At 51.6% G+C, this 24,690-nt stretch carries 22 protein-coding genes and 1 pseudogene; 11 read left to right on the top strand and 12 right to left on the bottom strand.

The features are described 5' to 3' along the window. Positions 1-124: 124 nt before the first annotated feature. Positions 125-535, top strand: a pseudogene (locus V8247_RS02600) (C-GCAxxG-C-C family (seleno)protein); the annotation flags it as partial. Positions 536-546: 11 nt separating this feature from the next. Here the strand turns inward: V8247_RS02600 and V8247_RS02595 are convergent. From V8247_RS02595 to V8247_RS02575, 5 genes are all read right to left on the bottom strand, one after another. Then, a complete protein-coding gene (locus tag V8247_RS02595) occupies positions 547-1,212 on the bottom strand; it encodes a TrkA family potassium uptake protein (RefSeq protein ID WP_338738475.1) in 666 nt (221 codons plus the stop codon). Continuing rightward, positions 1,213-1,611, bottom strand: a complete 399-nt coding sequence (locus V8247_RS02590) for a TrkA family potassium uptake protein (protein WP_338738473.1) — start codon at positions 1,609-1,611, stop codon at positions 1,213-1,215. Between the two features lie 10 nt (positions 1,612-1,621). Beyond that, complete coding sequence (locus V8247_RS02585) at positions 1,622-2,056, bottom strand: universal stress protein (protein WP_338738471.1); 435 nt, start codon at positions 2,054-2,056, stop codon at positions 1,622-1,624. An 85-nt stretch (positions 2,057-2,141) separates the two neighbouring features. Continuing rightward, positions 2,142-3,749: a peptide chain release factor 3 gene (locus V8247_RS02580; RefSeq protein ID WP_338738470.1), complete on the bottom strand. Its 1,608-nt coding sequence runs from the start codon at positions 3,747-3,749 to the stop codon at positions 2,142-2,144. Between the two features lie 218 nt (positions 3,750-3,967). Then, entirely contained in the window at positions 3,968-5,473 is a 1,506-nt protein-coding gene (locus tag V8247_RS02575) for a reductive dehalogenase (protein ID WP_338738468.1), read from the bottom strand. Between the two features lie 204 nt (positions 5,474-5,677). On the opposite strand from V8247_RS02575, the gene V8247_RS02570 reads away from it, so the two are divergent. From V8247_RS02570 to ispE, 3 genes are all read left to right on the top strand, one after another. Beyond that, a complete protein-coding gene (locus V8247_RS02570; protein WP_338738466.1) occupies positions 5,678-6,415 on the top strand; it encodes a metallophosphoesterase family protein in 738 nt (245 codons plus the stop codon). A gap of 101 nt (positions 6,416-6,516) precedes the next feature. Then, complete coding sequence (gene rsmA / locus V8247_RS02565; protein ID WP_375340872.1) at positions 6,517-7,377, top strand: 16S rRNA (adenine(1518)-N(6)/adenine(1519)-N(6))-dimethyltransferase RsmA; 861 nt, start codon at positions 6,517-6,519, stop codon at positions 7,375-7,377. Next, a complete protein-coding gene (gene ispE / locus V8247_RS02560) occupies positions 7,370-8,275 on the top strand; it encodes a 4-(cytidine 5'-diphospho)-2-C-methyl-D-erythritol kinase (RefSeq protein ID WP_338738464.1) in 906 nt (301 codons plus the stop codon). The genes rsmA and ispE overlap by 8 nt, the downstream gene beginning before the upstream one ends. 15 nt (positions 8,276-8,290) lie before the next feature. Here ispE and V8247_RS02555 read toward each other — a convergent pair whose 3' ends face one another. From V8247_RS02555 to V8247_RS02525, 7 genes are all read right to left on the bottom strand, one after another. Then, positions 8,291-9,634, bottom strand: a complete 1,344-nt coding sequence (locus tag V8247_RS02555) for a reductive dehalogenase (RefSeq protein WP_338738462.1) — start codon at positions 9,632-9,634, stop codon at positions 8,291-8,293. Positions 9,635-9,701: 67 nt separating this feature from the next. After that, positions 9,702-9,926, bottom strand: coding sequence for a hypothetical protein (locus tag V8247_RS02550; RefSeq protein ID WP_338738460.1), 225 nt, complete (start codon positions 9,924-9,926; stop codon positions 9,702-9,704). A 264-nt stretch (positions 9,927-10,190) separates the two neighbouring features. After that, a complete protein-coding gene (locus V8247_RS02545) occupies positions 10,191-11,612 on the bottom strand; it encodes a reductive dehalogenase (protein WP_338738457.1) in 1,422 nt (473 codons plus the stop codon). A gap of 233 nt (positions 11,613-11,845) precedes the next feature. Next, on the bottom strand, positions 11,846-12,529 hold the full coding sequence (locus V8247_RS02540) for a response regulator transcription factor (protein WP_338738455.1): 684 nt from the start codon (positions 12,527-12,529) through the stop codon (positions 11,846-11,848). Continuing rightward, positions 12,529-14,724, bottom strand: a complete 2,196-nt coding sequence (locus tag V8247_RS02535) for a PAS domain S-box protein (RefSeq protein ID WP_338738453.1) — start codon at positions 14,722-14,724, stop codon at positions 12,529-12,531. Before V8247_RS02535 ends, V8247_RS02540 begins: the two co-directional genes overlap by 1 nt. A 153-nt stretch (positions 14,725-14,877) precedes the next feature. Continuing rightward, positions 14,878-15,783 carry a mechanosensitive ion channel family protein gene (locus tag V8247_RS02530; protein WP_338738451.1) on the bottom strand — a complete coding sequence of 302 codons (906 nt, stop codon included), beginning with the start codon at positions 15,781-15,783 and terminating at the stop codon, positions 14,878-14,880. A gap of 128 nt (positions 15,784-15,911) precedes the next feature. Then, positions 15,912-17,081 (bottom strand): phospholipid carrier-dependent glycosyltransferase, encoded by a 1,170-nt coding sequence (locus tag V8247_RS02525; RefSeq protein WP_338738449.1) that lies wholly within the window; start codon positions 17,079-17,081, stop codon positions 15,912-15,914. Between the two features lie 209 nt (positions 17,082-17,290). On the opposite strand from V8247_RS02525, the gene V8247_RS02520 reads away from it, so the two are divergent. The 7 genes from V8247_RS02520 (at position 17,291) to V8247_RS02490 (ending at position 24,671) form a co-directional block, all read left to right on the top strand. Beyond that, positions 17,291-18,133 carry a DegV family protein gene (locus V8247_RS02520; RefSeq protein ID WP_338738447.1) on the top strand — a complete coding sequence of 281 codons (843 nt, stop codon included), beginning with the start codon at positions 17,291-17,293 and terminating at the stop codon, positions 18,131-18,133. A 79-nt stretch (positions 18,134-18,212) separates the two neighbouring features. Then, positions 18,213-18,884 (top strand): SprT family zinc-dependent metalloprotease, encoded by a 672-nt coding sequence (locus V8247_RS02515; RefSeq protein WP_338738445.1) that lies wholly within the window; start codon positions 18,213-18,215, stop codon positions 18,882-18,884. A 169-nt stretch (positions 18,885-19,053) separates the two neighbouring features. Next, entirely contained in the window at positions 19,054-19,896 is an 843-nt protein-coding gene (locus V8247_RS02510; protein WP_338738443.1) for a radical SAM protein, read from the top strand. Positions 19,897-20,179: 283 nt separating this feature from the next. Next, positions 20,180-21,511 carry a reductive dehalogenase gene (locus V8247_RS02505; RefSeq protein ID WP_338738441.1) on the top strand — a complete coding sequence of 444 codons (1,332 nt, stop codon included), beginning with the start codon at positions 20,180-20,182 and terminating at the stop codon, positions 21,509-21,511. Between the two features lie 337 nt (positions 21,512-21,848). Further along, complete coding sequence (locus V8247_RS02500; protein WP_338738440.1) at positions 21,849-23,174, top strand: twin-arginine translocation signal domain-containing protein; 1,326 nt, start codon at positions 21,849-21,851, stop codon at positions 23,172-23,174. An 86-nt stretch (positions 23,175-23,260) separates the two neighbouring features. Further along, entirely contained in the window at positions 23,261-23,896 is a 636-nt protein-coding gene (locus V8247_RS02495) for a YkgJ family cysteine cluster protein (protein ID WP_338738438.1), read from the top strand. A 1-nt stretch (position 23,897) separates the two neighbouring features. Next, positions 23,898-24,671, top strand: a complete 774-nt coding sequence (locus V8247_RS02490) for a YkgJ family cysteine cluster protein (RefSeq protein WP_338738436.1) — start codon at positions 23,898-23,900, stop codon at positions 24,669-24,671. Positions 24,672-24,690: the final 19 nt, after the last annotated feature.

The raw sequence follows: 24,690 nt of genomic DNA, 5'->3' as shown, positions 1-24,690 counted from the left end.
TCGGGTAGAATAATTATAAAATGTTAGGTGCGTGCCGATGACATCCAGAGCCTGCTTTATTAACCCGATGCGGGTTCGGCGCATTGCCTAGGGCTATTACACCAACTGGGATTACTATTGCTCCGAAGCCATCGTTAAGACGATCAGTGATGAGTTTGAAACCGATTGGCCGGAAGAGCTGGTGGCGGCGGCATCAGGCTTTCCGGTAGGCTTTGGCGGGGCTGGCTGTACATGCGGCGCCCTGTCCGGCGGAGTATTGGCCATCGGGATGTTTTTCGGCCGGACGGCACCTGGAGATCCGCGGTCAGAAAAAGCCCTGGCGCTGTCCCGCAAACTGCATGAATTTTTTATCTCCCGGCGGCACTCCGTCTGCTGCCGTAAATTGACCCGTGATATGGTCATGGGTTCTCCGGTGCATATGGCCCAATGCATTGCCATTACTGGTGAAATAGCTGAGGAAACGGCACGGCTGATCGCCGGGGAACTGGGCATTCCGCTGGTAGAGGACGGGGAACCGGCTGAAGCCGCCGTCTGACGGCTCTTTTTTTAACTGCCGCTGAACAACCGCTGCAGGGTTTCTTCTGCTTCAGTTGGGGCCACCGCGATAATCTGATCGCCCTTCTGAAATACGGTGTCGCCACGCGGGACGAACGGCTTTTCATTGCGGCGGATGATCAGGCTCAATACCACCTTATCCGGCAGGTCAATGTCATTCATCGTCTTACCGATGGCTTCCCCGGTGTCCGCTTTGATTTCCAGTATCTCCAGGTCACGCTGATCACCGGTGATGCAGAACAGGTGGGTCAGCGGATGCGAAGGCACCTCGTGTTCAATGCGCTCCAGAATAATATTGGTGGAATTGACGGTGACGTCAACGCCCAGTTTCTTGAAAATAGCTTCGTTGCGGGGATCGCGAACCCGGGCTACGGTGCGGGGGACATTGAAGCGGTATTTGCCCACCTGGCAGGCTACCAGATTGTCCTCATCACCACCGGTGACGGCAATCATCATATCTGCCCGGCCGGTTCCGGCGGTTGCCTGGGTGGCGGTTTCGCAGGCATCGCCTCGCAGGCAGATGCTGCCCAGTTCCCGGTTGATGCTGTCACAAACAGCAGCATCACGTTCAATGACCAGTATCTCATGGCCTTCGCCCAGCAGGGCTTTAGTTAGTGAATAACCCAGGCGGCCGCCGCCGACAATAATGATGTACATTTAGCTCTCCAGCTTTTCTTTCAAGAGTTCGGCAAAAATGGTGGTGGGGCTCAACGCCTCCAGACCGAGGATGGTATACAGGTCTCGGCGCAACGGGTCATAGATGCGGCAGAGCACCTTGGGGACGTTAAAGATCTTTTGAGCCATCTGCGCGGCCATGACGTTGCGGTTGTCGCCCTCGGTGACGGCGACGAAAGCATCGGCATCTTCTATGCCGGCTTTCTTCAGTGTGTCCTCTTCCAGGCCGTTGCCCACCAGGGCGGTACCCTTGAATTCCTGCGGCAGACGGCGGAAGGAATAGGAGTCGGTATCCAAAGCGATGACGTCGTGGCCTTCGGCATCCAGCAGCGACGCCAGTTGAGCGCCGACGCGCCCGCAACCCATGATAATGACTTTCATGCGAAACTCCTTACAGGAACTGGGGCCGGTGGTCCAGAATTACCCGGCACGGGGCGTTTTGAAGGACATACGGCACCACTTCGCCGAGGCAGAATTCTCCGAAGTGGGTCTTGTAGCCTGAACCGATGATGATGGCGTCGGCTTTCTGTTCCACCGCTTCATCAACGATGGCCGGCCCGACCGAGCGGGCCTGCAGCAGGTTGGTTTCAATCCGGATGTTGAATTTTTGGGCCAGATTTTCAAACCGCGACAACACGCCTTCGGCGCGGGCGATTTCAGCGTCAAGCTCGGCATCCAGCGGCAGTGATCGGTCAACTGAAATGACGTGGGTCACCACCACCCGGGGATTACCGGCGCACCTGGCCAGATTGCAGGCCAGCTCCAGGGCATCCTCATCCTCGGGACGTCCAGCCACCGGAACCAGTAAAGTTTGATATTCAATCATATTTTGCGACGCAATAACATCACGTCAGGCTATTATAAGCACCAACGGGGCTTGGGTCAATAAGAATAAACAATCCTGCCACCGTTCAGACCATCTCCGCCAGCGTCAGGCCCGGGTTCTCCCGGCGGATATAGTCCAGTTCCCATTCAGAATTGAACAGGATGACCGTTTCACCGTGGCGATCCCGGCAACGCCGGACGCTTCGGGGTAGGGCGAGCCGCTCGGATTTGCTGTTTCTTGCCCACCGGGCTCCGGTAAAACCCAGCCGGGATAGCCGGGCTTCAACGCCGTACTCATCTTTCAGCCGCGCCATTACCACATCAAACTGGAGTTCGCCGACGGCAGCCATGATCGGCTCCCGTTTGAGCGAATCTTCTGCAAAGAAGATCTGGATTGCGCCTTCTTCTTCCAACTGTTCCAGGCCTTTGTTGAACTGTTTGTAGCGGGTGACATCATCATTGAACAATAGTCCGAAATGTTCCGGCGGGAAGGTGGGTATCCGGGCGTAATCAATAGGTTTGCCGGTGGTGACGGTATCGCCGATGGTCAACTGGCCGGGGCTGATGATGCCGATGACGTCGCCGGGGAAGGCTTCCTCAACTGTTTCCCGTTCCCGACCGAATAGGCGGAAGGACCGCGAAAGGCGTATCTGCTGCTTTAAACGTGGATTCAGCACCTGCATATCTTTTTTGAAATGTCCGGAACAGACCCGGACGAAGGCCATGCGGTCCCGGTGCCGCGGGTCAATATTAGCCTGGAGTTTGAAAACGAAACCGCGAAAATCTTCGCTGATCGGGTCAATAATACCCTGTTCGGTATGACGGATAGACGGCGGCGGCGCCAGCTCCAGCACCGCCTCTAAAAATGGCTCTACGCCGAAATTATTTAAGGCGCTGCCGAAATAAACCGGCGTCATTTCACCGGCCAGGAAACGCGCCCGGTCAAACTTACTGACCACTCCGGCAAGCAAAGCGATTTCTTCGGTCAGCTGTCGGTGGGTGGCTTCACCGATTAAAGCAGGTAACGAAGGGTCATCCATGCCGGACAGCCGTACCGGCACCCGGAACTTGTTGCCTTCCGTCCGCTGGAACAGGCGCAGCCGGTGGTCATTGAGGTCATAAACCCCTTTAAAGTCCGGTGCCTGCCCGACCGGCCAGTTCATCGGCACGGCGGTAATGCCCAGCAGCCGTTCAATTTCATCCAGCAGTTCCAGCGGGTCCCGGCCGGGATGGTCCAGCTTGTTGATGAAGCTCAGAATCGGGATGCCCCGCATCCGGCAGACCTTGAAGAGTTTCTCAGTCTGCGGTTCAATACCCTTGGCGCTGTCCAGCACCATGACCGCACTGTCAACCGCCATCAGCGTGCGGTAGGTATCTTCAGAAAAATCCTGATGGCCGGGGGTATCCAGCAGATTGATATGAAAGCCCTGATATTCCATTTCCAGGGCGGTGGCGGAGATGGAGATACCCCGCTGTTTTTCCATACTCATCCAGTCTGATGCGGTATGCTGCTGACTGGAGCGTGCCCGCACCGAACCGGCCAAGGCCAAGGCACCGGCGTAAAGCAGGAACTTCTCCGTGAGGGTGGTTTTACCGGCGTCCGGGTGCGAAATGATGGCGAAGGTGCGCCGCCGGGCCACCTCTTTTTGAAACGGCGTTAAATTTGTTTTGTCTTCTTCAATATTGGAAATCACGACAGCCCCTGGAAATTAAAAATCAATGGTGAATAAAAGAAGCTCCACCGGGTGTCCCAGGCGGAGTGAAGAGATGTGTTAATCAGTGTGTCACGGGTTCAAAGTGCATTGATTATAGCACAGGATGACCGACATGGTCATCCTTGCCGGTTTGGGCTTAAATATCCGGAGGGGGTGCAGTGCTGCACCCCCTCCGGTTGGCGAATGATGGGATATGTTTATTGGTAGCTCTGGCCCACTGACGTATCAATGCCGTACACTGGGAGCTGATAGTTCCAAAATTCATCCACCGCACTGGTCCGTTTATCATCTGGTGCGGAATAATCGTCGTGCGCCCAACCTGCTAGGCCGTAACCCATCAGATCATCCATCTCCTTGAAGAATGAATTGAAAATAGGTGTTGCCGACTGAACCGCCAGGACGGTTTCATGGATAGAGGCATAGTGGTGTTTAGTGAAAGTACAGACGCCGTGACAGCGGCCTGAGTTACAGGTATTGGCGTGCATCTTCCATGCCCGGCATTTGCGTGAGTCTTCATAGAAGACCTTGGCGCCACCCTGGTGCCAGCCGCCGGGCTGAGCGGGGAGGGCTCCGGGGCGGTCAGCCGGATCATGGCCGGTTACCGGTGTATAGGGGGTGGCGTTTTCCGAGGGATCCCACGTCGGTTCATCTGCCAGGCTTAAGGCGCCCTCACCACAAGCCTCGGCACATTTCTTACAGGTAAAGCAGAAGCGCCAGAAACCGGCGTCAATCGGCTTTCCTGCCTCAACCGGCATATCGGTAATGTAACGGAAAATACCGACAGTCGGGCCCCATTCTGGTGTGATGGTCCGCTGGATTCGGCCTAACTCGCCCAAACCGGCCATGATAGATAAAGCCGGTGCGTTACCGGTGCCATTTCCTCCCTCGGACAAAGCCCAGTATCCGAGACCGCCGAGGAAGTTCTGAACCCTTTCCTGGATGTTAGCCGCCCGCTGGTAACGAATCTGGACTTGTAACAAGGTATTGGAGCGTTTCCACAATTCATGGTTCTCCTGGTTGACCATGACAATCACATTCCGGGCATCCAGCGGATGAGCGTGTTCTGTGGCGGTTTCAAAAGGCCCGTCTGCTTTCCAGGTGATTTGGCGACGTCCGCCCGGTTCATACGAGTAGATGAATTTTTCGGTTGTCAATGGATCCAGTTCTACGAAACCTACGCTCATACAACCGAAAAAGCGTAAAGCGCTTCGTATCAGACGCGAATTCTCCTCCGGGGTCCCCGAGTATTTTGGCACACCCAGGTCTTCCGGACCGGCGACTCGTTTTGTTCCCATGAAAGTGTTGGAAACGCCGCCCTCATCCGCCGCTCCGGAGAACGCCCGGTCTCGTAAAGCCCACCCGGGTTTGTTTTCTTCCAGCCATTGCTGATGCCACGCGGCCTGTTGGGCCTGTCTGGCGTTCTGCTCCTCCGGAGTAATGTATGAATTCATATAGAAACTTGAGCCACGAAGCGTATTGACCTCACTCCAGCGGGACTTCATGGTCCAATCTACTTCTACTGTAGGCTCGTCAACCCGCCTGACCCACCAGGGGTATTGGTTTTGGGATGCGCTGGCTGAAATCATATCGTCCAGATCCTGAAACTGGGGGCTGAGCAAGGAGGCGGCTCCCAGACCGGCCCCGGTAATCCCCAATGCTTTCATGAAATCTCTGCGGGATATGGTGGAATGGAATTTACTCATTTGTTTGGTTCCCCCTCTTTAATTTTGAAAATCTGGCCATTCTCAGAACACAGACCTGACTCAGAGCTCTCATTCTATTACTCGGATGCCAATGGCGGAATTCGTAAATATACTTAATTTATTTTAAACGGGTACTTAAAAATACGCGGTAATAACTCTGAAAATGAATGCTGGTTCACTATTCTTATGATATTATGGGGGCACATGCGTTATGCGGTACTGGCCGACATTCATTCTAATCTGGAAGCGCTGAGCGCCGTGCTGGCTGATACGGAACGCCGGGGCGGTGTTGATGAGTTCTGGGTACTGGGTGATATCATCGGCTACGGGCCGGATCCCCATAGCTGTATCGCCTTGGTACGGGATCTGCCGGGGTTGGTCGTGGCCGGCAATCATGACCTGGCGGCGGTAGAAGCCGGCAGGCTGTCGTTCAATTTTCATCCTGAAGCCGCCGCCGCGGTTAATTGGACGGCGGAACAGATTGACGCAGAGGAGATTGCCTATCTCAGCGCTTTACCGACATTACTGGAATGTCGGGATTTCACGCTGGCTCACGGCAGCCCGCGGCAACCAGTTTCTGAGTACCTGACCACGGAAGCCGCCGCCCGGCAGAACTTCAGAGTGTTGCTGACTCGTCACGGCGCGGTAGGGCACTCTCACCTGCCGTTGGTTTTTGCGTTGAGTGACGATGACCGGGTTGAATATACGCCGCTGGCGCCGGATGTGCCGTTAAATATAGGGAATGGCCGCTTTTTCTTCAACCCCGGCAGTGTCGGCCAGCCGCGCGACGGCGACCCGCGGGCGGCTTATATTATTTATGATACTGATAAAAACCTGATCACGCTGAGGCGGCTGGATTACGATGTCGCCGCGGTACAGCGTAAGATGGTATCTTATAACCTGCCGTACCGGTTGATTTCCCGCCTGGAACGAGGGCAATAATAATGACCAGATGGGCGCATTTATGGGCTGTAACATCCGGTATTTATGAAACCAAAGGAACTTTAATACCATGGCCGGTGAGTTTAGGATAGACATTAACTGTGGATAAAAGTCTGCCTCATCAACAATCATTGATGGCTGAGACCCGCTCTTTGCTGGAGCGGTATGGTCTGGCAGCCCGCAAAAGTCTGGGTCAGAACTTCCTGATTGACCGGGGGGTGCTGGAGAAGATTGTTCGGGCGGCGGACGTCGGGCCGGTGGAGACCGTTATTGAGGTCGGCCCCGGACTGGGGGTTTTAACCCGTGCGCTGGCGGCCCAGGCCGGAAAGGTCATCGCCGTGGAACTGGACCGAGGCTTGGCTGGACTGCTCCGGGAAACATTGGGTGACAAGACAAACGTTGAGATTATCTCCGGTGATATCTTAGAAACCCCAGTGGCGGATTTGGTGGGACAGGCCCCCTATAAAGTGGTGGCCAATTTGCCCTATTACATTACTTCGCCGGTGCTGCGGCACTTTTTGGAGGGGGCACACCAGCCATTGAGTCTGACGGTGATGGTTCAGAAGGAAGTTGCCCGGCAGATTACCGCCAGTCCTCCGGAAATGAGTTTGCTGGCGCTGGGGGTCCAGTTTTTCGGCCGGCCGAAGATTGTCGGGTATGTGGCTGCCGGGTGCTTTCATCCGGCGCCAAAGGTTGATTCGGCTATTTTACACATCAGCGTGAAAGAGCAGCGGGAACTGTCTCCGGAACAGGAAAAACTGTTTTTTACCCTGGCCAGAGCGGGGTTTGGTACCCGGCGCAAGCAACTGGCCAATGCTCTGGCCGGTGGGCTCAAGCTGGAAAAGGCTGAAGTGCTGGAGCTGCTGCAACTGGCGGGTGTTGACCCGGCCCGACGGGCGGAAACCCTGACTATTGAGGAATGGCTGAAACTGACGAAGGCTCAGGATGAGCGACATGTTTAAGATTATGGCTCCGGCCAAAATCAATCTGTCGCTGGAGGTGCTGGGTAAGCGTCCTGACGGCTATCACAATATCAAAAGTGTGGTGCAGACGATCGGACTGGCCGATGAACTGGATTTCAGCCCCGCCGCCGAACTGGATTTCAGCGCCGATATGCCTGGCTGGGACGGTGAAAAGAGTCTGATTTCCCGGGCGGCCCGACTGCTCAAGTCCAGATACGACATTGATGCCGGCGCCCGCGTCCGGCTTAAAAAGCGGATTCCGCTCATGTCCGGGTTGGGGGGGGATTCTTCCTGTGCTGCAGCGGCCTTAAAAGGATTTAACCGGTTGTGGCGGTTGGGAATCGGCAAAGGCCAATTGATGGAGATCGGTGCGGAACTGGGCTCCGACGTGCCCTTCTTTTTCTTCGGCGGTACGGCGCTGATTGAAGGCCGGGGCGAACTGGTGACCCCGCTGGGGCCGTACCCCGCAGGCTGGGCGGTAATTGTGATTCCCAGGGTGGACGCTGAAGGCGATAAAACCGGCTGGCTTTACGGCAATCTGAACGCCAAAGATTTCAGCGATGGCTCAAGGACGGAAGAACTGGTGGAAGCCCTGGTGCAAAACCAACCGGTTGAGCCAGCATTGCTGGGGAACGCCTTTGACCGGGTGACCACGCTGGTTTGGCCGGAAATTCAGGAATGCCGGTGGCAGATGCTCAAGGCCGGCGCGATAAGAGTATATCTTTCCGGTGCAGGCCCGGCACTGTACAGCCTGCACCGGAATAAGGCGGAGGCTGACAAGGTGTTCCGGGTTTTACGGCACGGCGGGGTGGAGGTGTATTTGGCGGGGGTTGGGGGGCTTAGAATGACCAGAGAGAGGGAAGTTAGTTCCCTCTCTCTCCGCGAATTGCCCCAATAGCTGTGCATCGTTTGATTACGGCTTGATGAACGCCGGGTCCCAACGCCCAATTGGAACGTCCGTTTCCCACCAATCGTTCGGATTTCTCGTTCCATAGCCAAAAGATTTGTGCATCGTGGCGAAAAATCCATCAAAAACAGGTGTGATGGCTGATGTGGCTCTGACAAACTCGTGTACGACAGCGTCATCCGCTGCATTAAACGGACATTGCGCATGGCAATTCTTACAGAACTGGCAATAGATGACGTTTGTACGCCAGCCTTTAAATCCCGGTACATAGTTCTTGGTGCTCTCGGCTTCAGCATCCCAGTGTGTCCAAGATTTCTCCCCCATGTCCATACATTCATATGGACATCTTTCGGAGCAGGTTTTGCAGGTTTCACAAAATTTAGCAATTCCGGCATCAATCGGATTTGTCGGCATCAGCTCCATATCCGTAATAATACGGTGCATACCGCGTAGCATGTTGCCGTATTTGTAGGACGTAGCTATGTGACCAGCTCGGGAATGTTCTGCAACACCGGATAAGGCAGCAAAGGAGTTTGAGGTGGAGATACCACCTGCTTCAATATGCTGATACCCCAAGGCTCCGAGGAAATAATGAACTCGGTTGGTGACTCGGTTGTAGTGATCGTAACCACTCCAAGTTGGTGCCGGTGCCTGCATGGCTTGTTTCGTTGCTTCAAGGGTGCTGAAAAAGACGACATATTTGGTCTTATTGGGAATGATAAATTCGGTGGCGGTCTCCTCAGGAATATCCGCATCCTTGTAACTATAGGGCTTTTTCCCGTTATTTTTATAGATAAGTTTACGAGTATTGGCTGTCAGTTCAACAACAGCCACATCACTGGCACCAAAAAACCTGAAGGCGCTTCGAAGTGTTCTGAGGTTTTCCTCCGGCGTTCCTTGCCATTTGACCATATCTTGGCTCGCCGGGGTAGGAATGTTAACACCTTCCATTGATCCATCAAATTTAGGAGATACCCGACCTTTGGAAGAGGCTGAAGAAGCATTTGCTAGAGCCAAATCTCTTAAACTAGGACCTTTATAATCTGGGAAAAGATCCTGCATGTATTTTACACTAACGTCTCCTTGTCCCTCCCGGTACTTTCGACTAGTGAACTTTATCGTCCTGTCGAATCGTTCAAAAATAGTCCAGTCAATTTCTACCGTCGGTTTTTCAAGCTCTAGTTTTTTGACGTACCATGGATGTTTAATTTCGGCCGTCGCCGAACTCATCACGTCATCCATGTCATGGAAAGCCGGAGCTGCTAATCCAGCTGCGCCCAGACCTGCCCCGGCTAGTCCGAGGCCTTTCATAAAATCCCTTCTGCTTACTGTACTGTGAAACTTGGACATTAGAAATTCCTCCTTATTTTACTGGTTGAGGTCTTTCCCTCTGCCACTCGGTCTCTTCCGGGAGTCATTATTCATTGGCGCTCCTTTTTCGCATTTCATTCACAAGGATATTCTTATCCTTGATGACTTCATTGCGGATTTGGCGTTGGACCAAAAACTGAACCCGTTGACTGGAAATGGAATAGGTCTTGGCAATCTCTGAATAAGAAACATCCGGGTGTGAGCGATAATACTCATAGATGGTGCAATTCCTTTGGCTTAATTCAGCATTCGCCTTTCTGGTCTTTGCCATTACTGTGCCCCCATGTAGGTACTATAGCATGGGTAGAATGGATAAACATCGTACTAAAGGACTAATATGTCTAAGCATTTAGTATAATAAGGTAATATACATAAGTATATATACAAAAGTATAAAGAAAGATAAAATATTTACACTTGCAAAACGTTGGTTTGGACGGAGAAGTCGTTATGGGTTATATCCAGGATGTGGCAAATGTAAAGGCCGGGTGGCATGCCACCCGGCCTTTTTTGAAGCTACGCTCTTACTTGGGGGCTTATTTCAACCACTGCCCCTGATTAAGATCCTGGTCAAATGGCAGCATATCCATCGTCCACCATTCGGCAGGTGTTATGGGTGAGTTGTAGCCGAAAAATTCGTCCATATTAGTGAAGAATCCATTAAAGAGCGACGTAGTTGATACGGTCATATGCACGGCTGCGTGAACAATGGCATCATCAAGCTTGGAGAAAGTGCAGGCGCGCATGCAGGTATTCCAGTTGCCCAGGCGGCAGGGATTAACCTCTCCGTTGTTGGCACCAGCGCGGCATGTTGCACCATTCACCTGGAACCTCTTTGCACCTTTCATGTTAAAGCCGCCAAGAATTTCGTAGGTTGGTTCTTTTTCAAACGAAAGGGATTCGGTCGGACAAGCATGTGAACATTTCATACAAGTGGCGCAAAAACGGTGGATGCCCGCATCAATCGGTTTAGTAGGGGCGAGCGGTAAATCAGTGAACAGCATGCCCGGGCGAGGTGTGGGGCCGGCAATAGGGGCGATGGCGCTGAGCATACGGGACTGCTCATGGCTGCCACCCAGCACTGCCATACCGGTTTTGGTGGTCAAGGACTGATTAGAAGTTTGGCCTACGGATTGGTAACCCAAACCCCGGATGAACTCCATTAACTGATTTTGCATGTTGAAGAAATGCTCGTAGCAGCGGGCAATGTCTCCCATTGCCTCTCCCACTCTGGTGTTAGTTCTGATTGAACCGGGAACGTAGAAAACCACAGCATACCGTATAGCATTGGGTATGGCTTTTTTGTCATTGGTCATATAAGGGACATCAATGTCTTCAAACTCAATTTTCCGACCGTCATGGTCCCACTCCCAGACGAACTTCTTGGTAGTCGCAGGTTCAAGTTCAACAACGTTAAAATGAGTTGCTCCCCAAATTTTTGCGGCATTACGAAGCATGAGGAAATTTTCCTCGGCAGTGCCCTGCCACTTGGCGGCACCGCGGTCCTGAGGTGTGGCGGCTTTTTGACGGCCCAGGAAACTATATCCGCCGGACATGGCACCGCGGGCGGTTGTTAGAGCAACATCTCGTAACGCATATCCAGGCTTGCCTTCGTTGAAATATTTAGCCCCGGCTTCACTGAATAGCTTATTTTGTTCATTGACAACAATGGTACCCTTGGCAACATCTCCATTACCAAAATACCTTTGAAGGCCGATCTGGAAAGCACCTTCTCGCTGGTCGTAGCGTTCCATCAGGCTGTAGTCAACATCAACCGCCGGTTGGTCAACTGTCTTCACCCACCAGGGCCGGGGGGCCACATTATCTGAAGACGCCATGACCTCGTCCAGATCTTTGAAATGAGGAGCGGCAGCGGCAGCAGCCCCTAAGCCAGCCCCAGCCAGTCCAAGTCCTTTCATGAAATCCCTTCTGTTTACGGTACCGTGGAACTTTGGCATGAGAGTAATTTCTCCTTTCACGTTGACTCTTATTTTTTTGAGTTCGCCACATTGTAAACCGAAATATGGGTGTTGTATATCCGCCAATATGCGTAAAAATAATAACAATAAAATAATGACAAGGAAAGTAAAAATAATATTACAAGCCATCTGCATTTAAGTTGTTGAATTTTGACGTGGATGCCATCCGAAGCAAGTTGAACAACACAGTGGCAATTTTTAGTGAGTTTTATTTAGGCAATCCCCAATTGCTTGGCATTTAACGCTGCCTGGGTGCGGTTGGTGGCTTTTAGTTTATGCAGCAGACGGGTGTTGATTTTCTTGACCGTTACTTCTGCCAGTCCTAACTTAAGGGCTATTTCCTTATTGGTGAGGCCCTTGATGATATGCGCCAAAACCTCTCGTTCCCGTGGTTTAAGTATGATTTCCGATGCATTCATACCACCGGAACTACTGGGTAGCGGAGGGTTGCCCGAAATATCGGCGTGGAGCATGTCGGTGTAATTGAAGACTGTGCCGCCGTCATTGACGACCCGGATGCTGTTGAGCAGCAGTTTGCGAGGGGTATTTTTACCAAGGAAACCGTGGATGCCGGATTCTGTTGCTTCAGCGGCGTAAAGGTCGCTCTCGTATCCGGTCAGCATGATTATTCGGGCGTCAGGATGGGTAGTGCTGATGGCTTTGGCGGTAGCAAAACCGTCCATATCGGCCATCTTGAGGTCCAGAAGGATGACGTCAGGATTTACTTTGTCCGTCATCTCCACACCCTGTCGACCAGATTCTGCCTCTCCGGCGATTTCCATATCCGTTTCATTCTGCAATACGGTGCGGAGTCCTTCTCTGACCACATCATGGTCATCAATTATCAGGACCCGGATTTTTTCACGGCATTCGGTCGGCTCAATGATTACTTCCATTATGTGGTCTCCAAAACCTGTTTATTACAAGGCAGGTGGGAAATGATGATGGTTCCCATGCCGGGGCGGCTCTTGATCTCAAACGTACCGCCTAATAGCTCAGTCCGCCTCCGCATGGAGGCCAGCCCGCCCGGTTTATCCGGCATGTTTTCAGGTTCAAAGCCGACCCCGTTGTCGGCAATCCGGAGGGTGACATAATCATCGGATTGCTTTAGTGCGACTGAGACGTGCGAGGCCGCGGCATATTTACGGATATTCAGCAGGGACTCATGAAACAACCGGTACAAGGTTTTTTCCATTAAAGGCACGGTGATGTACCCAGAGTCAAGGTCAAATTTGACCCGGCAGCCGATATCAGCCTTCATGTGTTTGAGTTCCTCACTGATGATTTTGGGTAGTCCGTAGCGCCCTAAAGTTGAAGGGTACAGTTCTTTCATTACGGCGCGGGTTTCTCGGATAACCTCATCGGTAAGTTCAATCGCGCGGTTCAGGCCGTGGCTGACACCGGAACATTCTTCAGCAGCCGGTAAAACCCCCTGTAATTGCTGGAAAACCGCGGACATAGGCTGGATTACCCGGTCATGGACCTCAAGAGACAGCCATTCCCGCTCCTCATCCTGAGCGTGGATATAGGCTTTAATCAATTGGTTGATTTTTTCTTCCTGCGTTTTTAATCTTGTTTCGGTACGTTTAGTTTCAGTAATATCGACGCTGACTCCAACAATACCGCAAATCGTGTTTTGAGTATCGTACATCGGCTCCATATGAACCAGCATGGTCCGATCATTCAACATTGAGGTCTGTTCGCATACGTTTGATTTGCCTTTGATAGTTTTCCTGAAGGCCTTTACCAGAGGCGAATTTTCAGAAAATGAAGATGAATACTCAAAAATAGTTTTGCCCACCAGGTCTTCTGGTTTTCTGCCGGTCAGTTTGAGACCCAGTCCCGACGCTGATGTATATCTTAAATCTGTGTCCATGGCCCAAAGGATGCAGGGCATTTGGTTGAGCATCAGCCGTAACTTTTCCCGGCTCTCCTGCATAGCGGCTTCCAGGTTTTTGCGTTCGGTTATATCTCGGGCGATGGTGAGTACTGCCGGTATCCCTTGGAATTCAAAAAGGTGTTGGTTAATTTCCACGGGCAGGCTGTTACCGTTATTGGTTATAAAAGCTGATTCCAGTAACTGTTTTCCAGATTTCCTGAGTTTTATAATCGCTTGTTCCGGAGTCATGGGGGCTTTGTCGGCGTCAATGATGTCCGACGGGCGGAGTTGTCGTATTCCTTCGTGGGTATAGCCCAGCATCGTACAGGCTGCCTCGTTGACCTCGGCAAATTTCCCTGCATGATTATCAGAAGTGGGGAAGTGTACAAAAATGGCATCCGAGGCAGCGTTGAAGAGTGACCGATACTTGTCTTCGCTCTGGTGCAATGATTCTGTCAGTCTCTGACGCTCTGCGCTTTCGGCCGTCAATTTGTCATTCAGCCGCTGCAACTCGCTGGTACGTTGCAGCACCATGTCTTCCAACCGGCAACGATACTTCTGCAGTTCCTCTTCAATCTGTACCCTGACCAGTGCCGTTCCCAGTTGGAGGCCCACTTTTTCCAGCAGGCTGACCATTTCGGCCGGCACCATGTCGGGTTTGGGGTCCGCCAGGTGAAAGAGGCCGAGCACACGGTCTCCCTGACGGATGGGCACCAGTACCAGCGTGTCATAACCGGATCGGCGGCAGGCGCCGCGGCCGGGTTTCGTAATAACTGACTGAGTATTGTTGGCCCGGTGCCGCGCAATACTGCCCATGCAGAAGGACCCATTACCGGTATAGTATGGAAGAAGATGAGGTTTGCGCAGCCCGGTAATGACGTCCGGACAGACGCATGTTTCCGTATGGATGGAGATATCGCTCTCTTCACGGTAGAACTCCGGGCTGAATCCGGTACATGACTGGTAGGGGATATTGCCCTTATTGTCCAGCACCCTGATGCCTATGGCTTCGCAACTGCATATGGCTTTGATTTCAGCGGCGAATTCATCCAGTAGCGGTTGCATGGTGGAATGTCGGTTCGCGATTTCCAAAAAGCGATTAGTAATCTTCAGTGCCTGAGCGGCATCGCTGAAATTGATGGGAGTATTGACCTCCCCGCCGGTGGTGGCGGATTCATTCCTTTGAAATTCCGGGCGACGAGCGACAACCATAGTATAACCTCAAGGGGAATAAATATTACCCTTACATTATACCTTACTCTTCAAGCCCCCGGAGGAAATGCTTGACGTGGGACGGTATTTTGGTTGGGGCTGGGCAATAAGTGCTTGAGGTAAATGCAGGTTACGGTTGCCAGAGTTTGATAATTACTCTACGGGCGACTCATCAGTTGGTTTATCTGTGGTGGTTGCTTTCACCTCCGCCAGCCGTGCCAGACCGGCGATGTTGGCCAGTTGCGCATCGTCAAAAAACAGCTTGGTGTGAGGGAAGGGTATTTCTACGCCTTCCTGATCAAAGGCCTTTTTCAGCCGACGGCGAAGTTCTCCGGTAACCATCCACTGCTTCATCGGTTTAACATCGCCTAAGATTTTGATTTCTATGCCGGAGTCGCCAAATTTATCAATGCGCAGAACCTGGGGAGAACTGATTATCATCGGGCCGAATTCGGCATCGGCAGCCAGTTCCTTGCCGACCCGGTTGATGACCTCAGCCGCCCGGTCCAGGTCAGTCGCGTAGGCTACCGGCACGTTCAGATTAACCCGCGCCCATTCCCGTGTGTAGTTGGAAACAGTAATTATCTGCCCATTGGGGATGATATGGACGATGCCGTCAAGATCCCGCAGCACTGTCCGGCGCATATTAAGATCTTCCACCAGGCCGGAAATGCCGGCAATTTTTACTACGTCGCCATTATTAAACTGGTCTTCCAGCACGATGAACAAGCCGTTGAGCGCGTCCTTAATCAGGCTTTGGGCACCGAAACCGATAGCCACGCCAGCCACACCGGCGCTGGCGATCAGCGGGCCGATATCAATATTGAATTCCGACAGAATCATAAATCCGGCCAGGGTAGCCACGACTACACCCAGCGCACCGACGATCATGCCGGTGATGGTTTTAACCCGGCGGATGCTGTCTTCCTTGGCCTGATGGGTACGGGTGCGGTATTCAATATAGCGTTGAACCAGGCGGCTGACAAAAACCTTGAGGGTCTTGTAGATGAAGTAAGAGCCGACGATTATCAGCAGGATTCGCCAGCCGTGGTCGCCCATCCATGTAATAAATGCTTCTATGACGGTACTTCCCTCAGAATAAAGATTTACTGCCTGATATTAAACCAGGCGCCTACATTATAACACTTGAAACTTAGTCTGCCGCAACCATTCTCTGGCAGACCGAATCAGGCGGAAACCGGCCACAGACCGGTAAACGGGGACAAGGCCAGGAAAAACAGCAGGTGGATAATAACAAAGACGGCGATCAGCCGGGTAACCAGCCTGCCCCGGCCGCGTTCCTGCCCCCAGTTAACAGCTTTGTCCATAAATACTCCGATGGCCAGGGCAACACCGCCGGCGACCGGGGCAAAATAGAAGATGTAAGTGATGCGGTCGGTGATGAAGCCGAGGATTATCCAGACGATAAGAGTGGTGAAAATCCAGGCCGCGGCAAAATAGGCGGCTTCCTGCTTTTTACTAAGGCCCAGCCAGGCGGTAAAGAAAAAGGTCGGCAGCGTCGCTAGCCAAATGGTGGGGTTGATGGCACTGATATATTGCGGCGTCCACCAGAAGGGCATCACCTGATAGGTCAATACCCATTGCCAGGGGTGAATCGCCGAGGGGTGACTGGAATTTTCAAAAGTGATGGTGGTGGGGATATATATAATTTCGCCTATCCGGGTAAATGGGTTGTTCCACGTGCCTGTCAGTACCACTTCGGTCAGTGGGATAAGCGCCATGATGCCCAGATACGCCACCAGCCCGGAGGCAGCCACTGTTAGAAGCCGGTCTCGCCGGAAGAACAGCCAGTGCAGACCGACGGCGACGATGCCGAGAGCGGCGGTCAGTTTACAGAGCAAAGCCAGCACCAGAATCGCTGCTGCCAACGGATATCGCCGACCCAGGTAAGCCCAGAAACCACCCAGCATCAGTGCGATGGAAAAGATATCCAGCATGGCCACACTTGCCATCAGGAAGGCCGAGTTTTCAAAGGCAAAAAGCGCGGTAACGATGTTCGTCACTGTCGGGGACAGCTTGAGTTCCCGACAAATCAGATAAAAGAACAGAATCGCCGCCAGACCGAATAACACGGGCATGAACCGCCAGCCGAACTGATTGTCGCCAAACAGCCACACGCCGGCGGTGATGAAGGCTTTGCCCAGTGAGGGGTGTTCCGGCTGCTGCAAGGCGCCGCCTTCAAGGTAACTGCGGGCACCCTCAATATAGTACTGTTCATCCAGCACCAGCTCATTAGGAAACCACATCAGCCCTAAATGTAGCAGCGCAGATACGGTGATAATAACCGCCAGCCAAAAATGCGGCCAGCGGCGGAAGCTGCGGAGTTTTTCTTTCATTTTACTCATGCTTTACCGATATATAGTCATAACGACGGTCGGGGTGTCAATGTTAGCAGATCTCAAGGCTTTCAGTTATATTGCCGTGGACTGAACGCGGCGTTCACCGCCATAAGGCGGCTTGAAAATAATTCTTTGCATTGAACGATGATTCAAGATATGATAATCCATCAATCCAATTCAGGATAAGATAAAAAGGAGGGATTCACATGGCCGTCAGGGTAGTAACCGACTCCACCGCCGACCTGCCCCCCGCAATTCTGTCAGAACTCGGTATCATTGCCGTCCCGTTGTATGTTCTCTTCGGTGAACAGGTTTATAAGGACGGGATTGGTATCACCCAGGATGAATTTTATGCCCGGTTACCGGTCGATCCTATTCATCCCAACACCTCACAGCCGTCGCCCCAGGATTTTCTGGAGGTGTATGAAAAGCTGGCTGCTGAGGGCGATGACCAAATTATCTCCATCCACATATCCAAGAAACTAAGCGGTACCTGCGATTCCGCCATGCAGGCTAAACAGATGCTGGAGGGCAAAGCCTCGGTTGAAGTGGTTGATTCCGTGTCAGTGAGCATGGGCTTGGGACTGTTGGCGTTGATGGCCGGGTGTATGGCTAAAGAAGGCCGCAGCCTGGCGGAAATTAAAGCGGCCGTGGAAAAGGCGGTCCCTGAGATTCACGTTCTAGCCTTGTTTGATACCTTGAAATATCTGGCCGCCGGCGGTCGTATCGGTAAGGCCAAGGCACTGGTGGGTTCCATGCTTAATGTGAAACCGGTGCTGATTGTCAAAGATGGCGAAATGCAACCGGCCGGTCAGGTTCGCAGTCGGGTTAAGGGCATCGAGCGGCTGGTGGAGTGGGCCGGCAGTTTCAAAGATATTGCCGATATGTCCGTTGGGCATACCACGACTCCGGAAGAAATGGACAAACTGGCCGGGCTGTTGGCTGGTACTTTTACTCAGGACCAGATTATCAAAGCGCGTCTGGGTGCCGTGCTGGGGACTCACGCCGGCCCTGGCACCCTGTTTGTAGCCTTGCGTACCGCCGGCTGATGCCCGCGGGAGAATTTAAGAATAGATGGTTGCCGGCGCGGGACGTGAGTCCCGCGCCGCTTTTTGGTATTGTAGTTTAATGACCCATAACGAAACCTTTCTGTTAATCCGCTCATCACGCCGGACGCTGGCTCTGGAAATCAAGCCGGATGCCTCGCTGGTAGTCCGGGCCCCCCGGCGGACGCCGTTGGACCAGGTGCGTTGCTTTGTGGAGAAGCATGCCGAGTGGATTGACCGTAAGCAGACCATAGCTTTGACGCGGCCTCGCCCGGAACCCCGGTCGTTCATTGACGGAGAAGAGTTCTGGTTGTTGGGACACAGCTACCGGCTTCAGGTGGTTGAGACATCATCCCCGGACGTTGTTTTTGACGGACGCCTGCTGCTTTCAATTACCGCACTGCCGCGGGCCCGGGAAGTTATTATCAAATGGTACAAGGCTAAAGCGCGAGAAATATTTAGACAGCGGGTGGCTGAATACGGCGCCATTATGGGCTGTCAGCCGACGATTATTCGTATCACCAGTCCGCGTCGGCGGTGGGGATCCTGCGGGGCGGGCGGGGGGGTGAACTTCAACTGGAAGCTGGTTATGGCGCCGCTTGAAGTGGTTGATTATCTGGTGGTGCACGAACTGGCGCATTTGAAGTGCCACGGGCATGACCGTGAATTCTGGTCTATGGTTAAGCGGTACTGTCCGGATTATTTGGAGCGCCAACGCTGGCTTAAGGATAACGGTTACCGGTTGGAGATATAAGCCCTTGGGAAGACCAGGTGTGAACATCTGAACGATCTTTGGGCTCGCAGTTCAGAGCTAATAATGGTCTTGTTGAGGTGGCATGAGATGACAATGCCGACCGGTTTTAATATAATCCCGAGGGACAGTATTGGGGTCGGAGTCCTGTTGAAAGGGAAATCAAATACCCATGAATGACAAATTAATCGGTTGTGAAAACACCATGGCTGGTTTTGGCCTGCCCGGTGTCACTCAGATTGATAAATCCGTGGGTGTGACGCCCCGGACAACCAATATTTATCATGTTACCTATTCCCCGGAAGCCCATCAGATGGTGCTGTTTTTCTGGGGCTGTAATCTGGCTTGCCGTGGCTGTTACCGTCAGAAAAATATTTACAGCCTGATGCTGAAAGAATACATCGGGGCGGCGAATGAGGAACCAGGTGATATCACCGCGTCGCCGACGAAATTCCTGGAATTTGATGAGGTTATTAAGCTGTTTGAAGGGCGTGAAATCAAACATGTGGTCATGGAAGGTGCCGAGGCGGCGCTTGACCCGTTGTATCCCGAAATCGCCCGTACTCTGCATGAAAAATTCGGGACCCACAATATCCTGCTGACCAATGCGTTGCAACTGCCGGGCGATCTCAGCCACACTGATTCTGTGGAAATTGCGCTTAAATCCATTGATGATGATTTGCATATCGCCTACACTGGTAAGTCCAATAAAAAAATATTGGAGAATTTCAAAAAATTACACGCCTCCGGCATGAAACTGATTGTTGAATCGGTTTATATTCCGGGTTTGGTGGGCATTGAAGAGACTGAACAGATGGCAGAATTTGTTGCCGGTGTTGACCGAACCATACCCTATATAGTGTTGCCTTATATCAGGACGGGTTGTAATCCCTGGCGGCGGCCGACCCCTGCAGATATGGAAAAAGTGGCCGCGGCGGCGCGGAAATATCTGGACAACGTGTTCTGCGTCCAGGGGGATGAGCAACCTATTTATGAAACGATAAAACTCTTTTAACTCACGTCTTTAAACGGGTAAATGGGGGAGAGCTTAAATGCTCTCCCCCATTTCTTTTTAGGGGGCAAGCGGATATATAAGAAAAAAAATGTAATAAATAGGTTGCCTATTCATAATTAAAAATACGCCATTTGGCGTATTGTTTATTATGCTGCAAAGGTTATAATAGGCAACAATAAAGGCTGGTAAATATACTGGTAAGGTTAATAGAGTGAAGGAGGAATGCCTGGGAAGAAAGCGGGTTTTTTAACGGGAATGAATTGAAATTATTAGGAGAGAGACAATGACCAAATTTCATACTACGGTAAATCGCAGAGATTTTATTAAAGGTCTCGGTCTGGCTGGTGCCGGCATCGGCGCTGCATCTCTGGTCGCGCCTCAATTCCAGGACATGGACGAGCTGATTGGTGCGCCTGAGGCTAATTTTCGGCATGCCTGGTGGGTTAAACAACGTGAAGCATATAACCCGACCGTTGACGTTGACTGGGACCAGATAGTCCAGTGGAAGCGCGGTCCTACCAATCCTAAGCAGACACCTTGGTTTTTAGCTAAAGCGATATCGGATGCTACGAATATTACTGATAAGCTTGATAAGGGGAAATGGGGACGCCCATTCAAAGCGTTGCAAGCGGGTTCAAGTGATACTCTGGGTACGGCTCCATCTCAATTCACCAAATTAGAGGCTACCGAAAAGTGGCAGGGCACTCCGGAAGAAGCGGCTAATATCATCCGCGCTGGCATGAGTTATCTGGGCTCACCGGAAACCCATTTTCTTAGAATTGACGAAAAGACCCGAAAACTCTTCCAGAAAGATTCATCTACGGCTGATCTGGAAGCTGGCAACTGTAAATCCATTTTAGTTTCAATGGTTCAGAAAGACACTGCTTTAGGCCGTCGTGGTGGAGCTGATCCTTTCGGCTACAGTCACCGCAGTGTCATTCAAAACCGGATGATTAAATTCATCACCAATCTTGGGTATAATTGTGTCAGTGTTCCCCAGCCGTCAAATTCAGCCTTTGGTGTTTTGTCCGGCAGCTCAGAGCTCAGTCGTATCGATCATGCTTGTAGCCCTAGATTCGGCATGGCTATTAAGGTCCATAATATTTATGCGACGGATCTTGAATTACCTGAGGAGAAACCTATTGATGCCGGCATCACGCGGTTCTGCCATACCTGCAAGGTTTGTGCAGAGAATTGTGAACTGCAAGGGGACGGAGTAAGTGCCCTGTCCATGGAAACTGAACCGACCTGGGATTTGCCGACCCGACTGCCTGCTTCAGACGGCAATGTCGCCGACTATAAACGGGTTGGCGTCAAGAAATGGTTTGCTGACTATGCTTATTGTCGGTGTATCCATGCCTGCTGGCAGGACTGCACCTTCAACCAGTTGAACCATGCCTTTGCGCATGATCTGATTCGAGCCACCATACCGCAGACTGGGATTTTTAACAGTTTCTTCGCCAGTATGGATCGGCTGTTTGAATACGGGAGCAAGCCGACTGAATTGTCACCTGCCGGTTACGCCCGAACTGTAGAAGGCGTTGAAACTTGGTGGAAACGTGATCTGGTCACCTGGCCGCATGATGTCAGGCCGGGTGGTGATAACCTGCTATAAACATCTAAAAACATCACATTTAAAAAAGCTGCCACCAGGATTTCACCCTGGTGGCAGCTTTTTTGTTTTTTAAACATTGGATATACGTAACTAATGTCCTAAATATACTAAAGTCGCGAAAAATATAGACTAAAGTCTATAGCCAAAATGCTTAGAGCCACTAGTCCTTTAGTACGATGTAAATATAACAAGACAGTAATATAATACAACAATAAGGTAAAGAAGAAAAACTATCAAGGAAACCGGTAAGCCAAAAACAATGCGAAGGAGGAATTGTCTGGGATAAATAGAAGCTGACCATAAAAGAGTACTTTTAGATTAATTAAAGGAGAGAACAATGAGCAAATTTCATACTACGGTAAATCGCCGGGAATTCATGAAAGGTCTGGGGCTGGCAGGTGCCGGTATCGGCGCGGCTGCCCTGGTAGCGCCGAATTTCAAGGATATTGATGAACTAGCTGCTTCACACTCTGGTAACTTCAAGCATGCCTGGTGGGTAAGAGAGCGCGAAGCCTATAATCCGACAGTTGATGTTGATTGGGATCAAATCAAGCCATGGAAACGAGGCCCGACCAATCCAAAACAAACGCCGAAGTATCTGGAACAATCGGCATATAACAAAGCAACGTACACAGATGTCTGGACTGCAGAAAAGTTGGAAGGTTACGATATCAAATTCAGCGCCTTAAAGAGTGCGGCAAATTACTGGAAAGGTACCAATCCCGATGATTTAGGTTGGACGAAGGTTGATAGTGCCGATAGATGGACGGGGACCCCGGAAGAAGGGGCTGGTATCATCCGCGCGGCGATGAGTTATCTAGGGTCGCCTGAAGTACATTTTCTCAAAATAGATGATAAAACCCGCAGTCTTTTTACAAAAGATGCCTCTACCCAAGACATTGAAGACGGTAAATGCAAGAATATCATTTTGTCTCTAAATCGTAAGGATATTGCCTTGTCACGCCGTGGTGGTAACGATCCCTATAGTTACAGCCATACCGGCGTTGTAGCCCGACGTATGCAGACATTCTTGAATGGTTTGGGCTACAATTGTCTCCCGGTTCCCAACCCTTCCAATGTAGCTTTTTCGGTTCTGGCAGGTGGTGCAGAACTGAGCCGTATTGATCATGGTTGTAGTCCTAGATTCGGTATGGGTATGAAGACGTGGAATATTTACGCAACCGATATGGATTTACCAGCTGAGAATCCGATTGATGCCGGCATTACTAAGTTCTGTTACACTTGCAAGGTCTGCGCTGAGATTTGTGAAATGCAGGCACTTGGGGTTAATGCCCTTTCAATGGAAACTGAGCCGACCTGGGACCTGCCTAACAATCTTCCGGCTGCCGATGGTAGTACCGCCGACTACAAGCGTCCCGGCGTCAAGAAATGGTTCGCCGACTATGCATACTGTACCTGCATATTGAGGTGCTGGACACAATGTACCTTCAACCAATTGAATCATGCTTTTGCCCACGATCTGATCAGGGCATCAATCCCATATACCACCGTTATGAACGGTTTCTATTCCCAGATGGATCGTCTCTTTGATTATGGCGTTAAAACCTATGAAGAGATCCCCGAGGGTATTGAAACCTGGTGGAATCGGGATCTTGGAACGTGGATTCATGACACCCAGGAAGCAGGTGACAACGTCCAGTAGCTGTAATATAATCGTACTAACTTGAGCGACGGCCCTCAAGCCAATCCTTGGGGGTCGTTATTTTATTCTAAAAACATGGTATGGAAATGAACTTAACCGCGGCGGCCCTGGCATCATCTTGGGGAGAAAATGGGGCATCACACGGTTTTACCGGCGTGATGGTCATTCCGTCATCTGTCCGGGGCCAGGAACTTTGGGGCCTGGCCGTTCAGTCAGCCTTTCTGCCTCTATTTCTGACTGCCATGTTTCACAAATGCCAAAATTGCGGACAGTGCTGTCGGGCATTTGATTCCAAACTTGCCCGGGGGGTGGAAATTACCCGTGAGGAAGCCCAGGCGCTTTCACCTTTTGCCCGTGTGACTAAAAGGTCCGGACAGCACCTGCTTAAATACCCGTGCGCTTTACAAAAGAACAATAAGTGTACTCAATACCTGCGCCGGCCATATTGCTGCCGGGCATTCCCGGTTGTAAATGAGGGCAATCCCGAAGGGATGGTTTCTTTGTCCATATACATGGCTTGCCCCGCCGGCAAGGAAACTTATGTCACCACCTCACTTTTCCTTCAGGTACTCAGGCAAAGGGTGATTAGCGTCGGCCAGTTCAGCCGAGCTATTACATTAGCCGATATGGAGGAATTAGCTGGAACTTTTAAGCCGAACGAAATCTCCTGCAGTGATAAAGCCTACGTCATGAAAACCGCCGGTGAGATGGGGTTAAGATAAATTGAAAGACCCGAAAGAATTTACACCTGAAAAACCTGACCTCCTGAGCGCCGTCAGGAATATTGTTGCCAGGGAGACAGATCACTCAGCCTCACCGATTCCGGAATCCGTCGGTAGGGCTGAGGAACCGCATGATGGGTTGACTCGGTCTCAGCTTGAACAGCATTGGGACCAGGAGGCGGCGCAATTCGGAGTTGAGCGGATCATGGGGGTGCCATCGCTCCGGTTTAACTGGCGTACTGCCGGTGTCGCCCAAAAACGGTTGATGACCTTTCTCCCATTCTACCTGGTTTCCCGATTCCTGAAATGTCAGGGTTGCAGCCAGTGCTGTCGGCCTAATTTTTTATACTGGGATAAAGGGATTGTCTTATCCCGGGATGAGGCTCTGCGGCTCAAGCACCTGTGCAAGCTGGAAAAGCGCAACGGCAAAACCATCATGAAATACCCCTGTCCGTTATTGAACGGCAAGCGTTGCAGCCATTATAAGCTGCGCCCGGCCGGTTGCCGCTTCTTCCCATTCAATAAATGGCAGGACGAGGCCACCGGGGAAGAAGGATTGGGCATACTGATGCATTGTCCAGCCGCCAAAGAATTCTATGTCACCGTCAACCTCTTCATGCTGCGTTTGCACCGGTTTATGCAGGATAGGGCTGAGGCCGGAGGGGATGGTTTTAACTTTGAAGAACTGGACGGACTGAGCGCGGATTTCTCACCCAATAAAATCAGTCCGGAAGATTTACGGTATATGGTTTTGAAGGCGGAAGCCGTGCGGTAATCTGAGTTAAGTTAAAACT

The organism is Dehalogenimonas sp. W, assembly GCF_037094495.1.
In the GTDB taxonomy this organism is placed as follows: Bacteria; Chloroflexota; Dehalococcoidia; order Dehalococcoidales; family Dehalococcoidaceae; genus Dehalogenimonas; species Dehalogenimonas loeffleri.
Note: the sequence above shows the minus strand (reverse complement) of the source record. Positions and strands in the feature narration are given on the sequence as shown.

Excerpts from the sequence above, each read along its gene's own strand:
- V8247_RS02555 (WP_338738462.1), bottom strand. The coding sequence starts at position 9,634 with ATGTCCAAGTTTCACAGTACAGTAAGCAGAAGGGATTTTATGAAAGGC.
- V8247_RS02595 (WP_338738475.1), bottom strand. The coding sequence starts at position 1,212 with ATGTACATCATTATTGTCGGCGGCGGCCGCCTGGGTTATTCACTAACT.
- V8247_RS02530 (WP_338738451.1), bottom strand. The coding sequence starts at position 15,783 with ATGGGCGACCACGGCTGGCGAATCCTGCTGATAATCGTCGGCTCTTAC.
- ispE (WP_338738464.1), top strand. The coding sequence starts at position 7,370 with ATGTTTAAGATTATGGCTCCGGCCAAAATCAATCTGTCGCTGGAGGTG.
- V8247_RS02520 (WP_338738447.1), top strand. The coding sequence starts at position 17,291 with ATGGCCGTCAGGGTAGTAACCGACTCCACCGCCGACCTGCCCCCCGCA.
- V8247_RS02545 (WP_338738457.1), bottom strand. The coding sequence starts at position 11,612 with ATGCCAAAGTTCCACGGTACCGTAAACAGAAGGGATTTCATGAAAGGA.
- V8247_RS02500 (WP_338738440.1), top strand. The coding sequence starts at position 21,849 with ATGAGCAAATTTCATACTACGGTAAATCGCCGGGAATTCATGAAAGGT.
- V8247_RS02505 (WP_338738441.1), top strand. The coding sequence starts at position 20,180 with ATGACCAAATTTCATACTACGGTAAATCGCAGAGATTTTATTAAAGGT.
- V8247_RS02495 (WP_338738438.1), top strand. The coding sequence starts at position 23,261 with ATGAACTTAACCGCGGCGGCCCTGGCATCATCTTGGGGAGAAAATGGG.
- V8247_RS02510 (WP_338738443.1), top strand. The coding sequence starts at position 19,054 with ATGAATGACAAATTAATCGGTTGTGAAAACACCATGGCTGGTTTTGGC.
- V8247_RS02525 (WP_338738449.1), bottom strand. The coding sequence starts at position 17,081 with ATGAAAGAAAAACTCCGCAGCTTCCGCCGCTGGCCGCATTTTTGGCTG.
- V8247_RS02540 (WP_338738455.1), bottom strand. The coding sequence starts at position 12,529 with ATGGAAGTAATCATTGAGCCGACCGAATGCCGTGAAAAAATCCGGGTC.
- V8247_RS02535 (WP_338738453.1), bottom strand. The coding sequence starts at position 14,724 with ATGGTTGTCGCTCGTCGCCCGGAATTTCAAAGGAATGAATCCGCCACC.
- V8247_RS02570 (WP_338738466.1), top strand. The coding sequence starts at position 5,678 with ATGCGTTATGCGGTACTGGCCGACATTCATTCTAATCTGGAAGCGCTG.
- V8247_RS02585 (WP_338738471.1), bottom strand. The coding sequence starts at position 2,056 with ATGATTGAATATCAAACTTTACTGGTTCCGGTGGCTGGACGTCCCGAG.
- V8247_RS02515 (WP_338738445.1), top strand. The coding sequence starts at position 18,213 with ATGACCCATAACGAAACCTTTCTGTTAATCCGCTCATCACGCCGGACG.
- V8247_RS02590 (WP_338738473.1), bottom strand. The coding sequence starts at position 1,611 with ATGAAAGTCATTATCATGGGTTGCGGGCGCGTCGGCGCTCAACTGGCG.
- V8247_RS02575 (WP_338738468.1), bottom strand. The coding sequence starts at position 5,473 with ATGAGTAAATTCCATTCCACCATATCCCGCAGAGATTTCATGAAAGCA.
- V8247_RS02550 (WP_338738460.1), bottom strand. The coding sequence starts at position 9,926 with ATGGCAAAGACCAGAAAGGCGAATGCTGAATTAAGCCAAAGGAATTGC.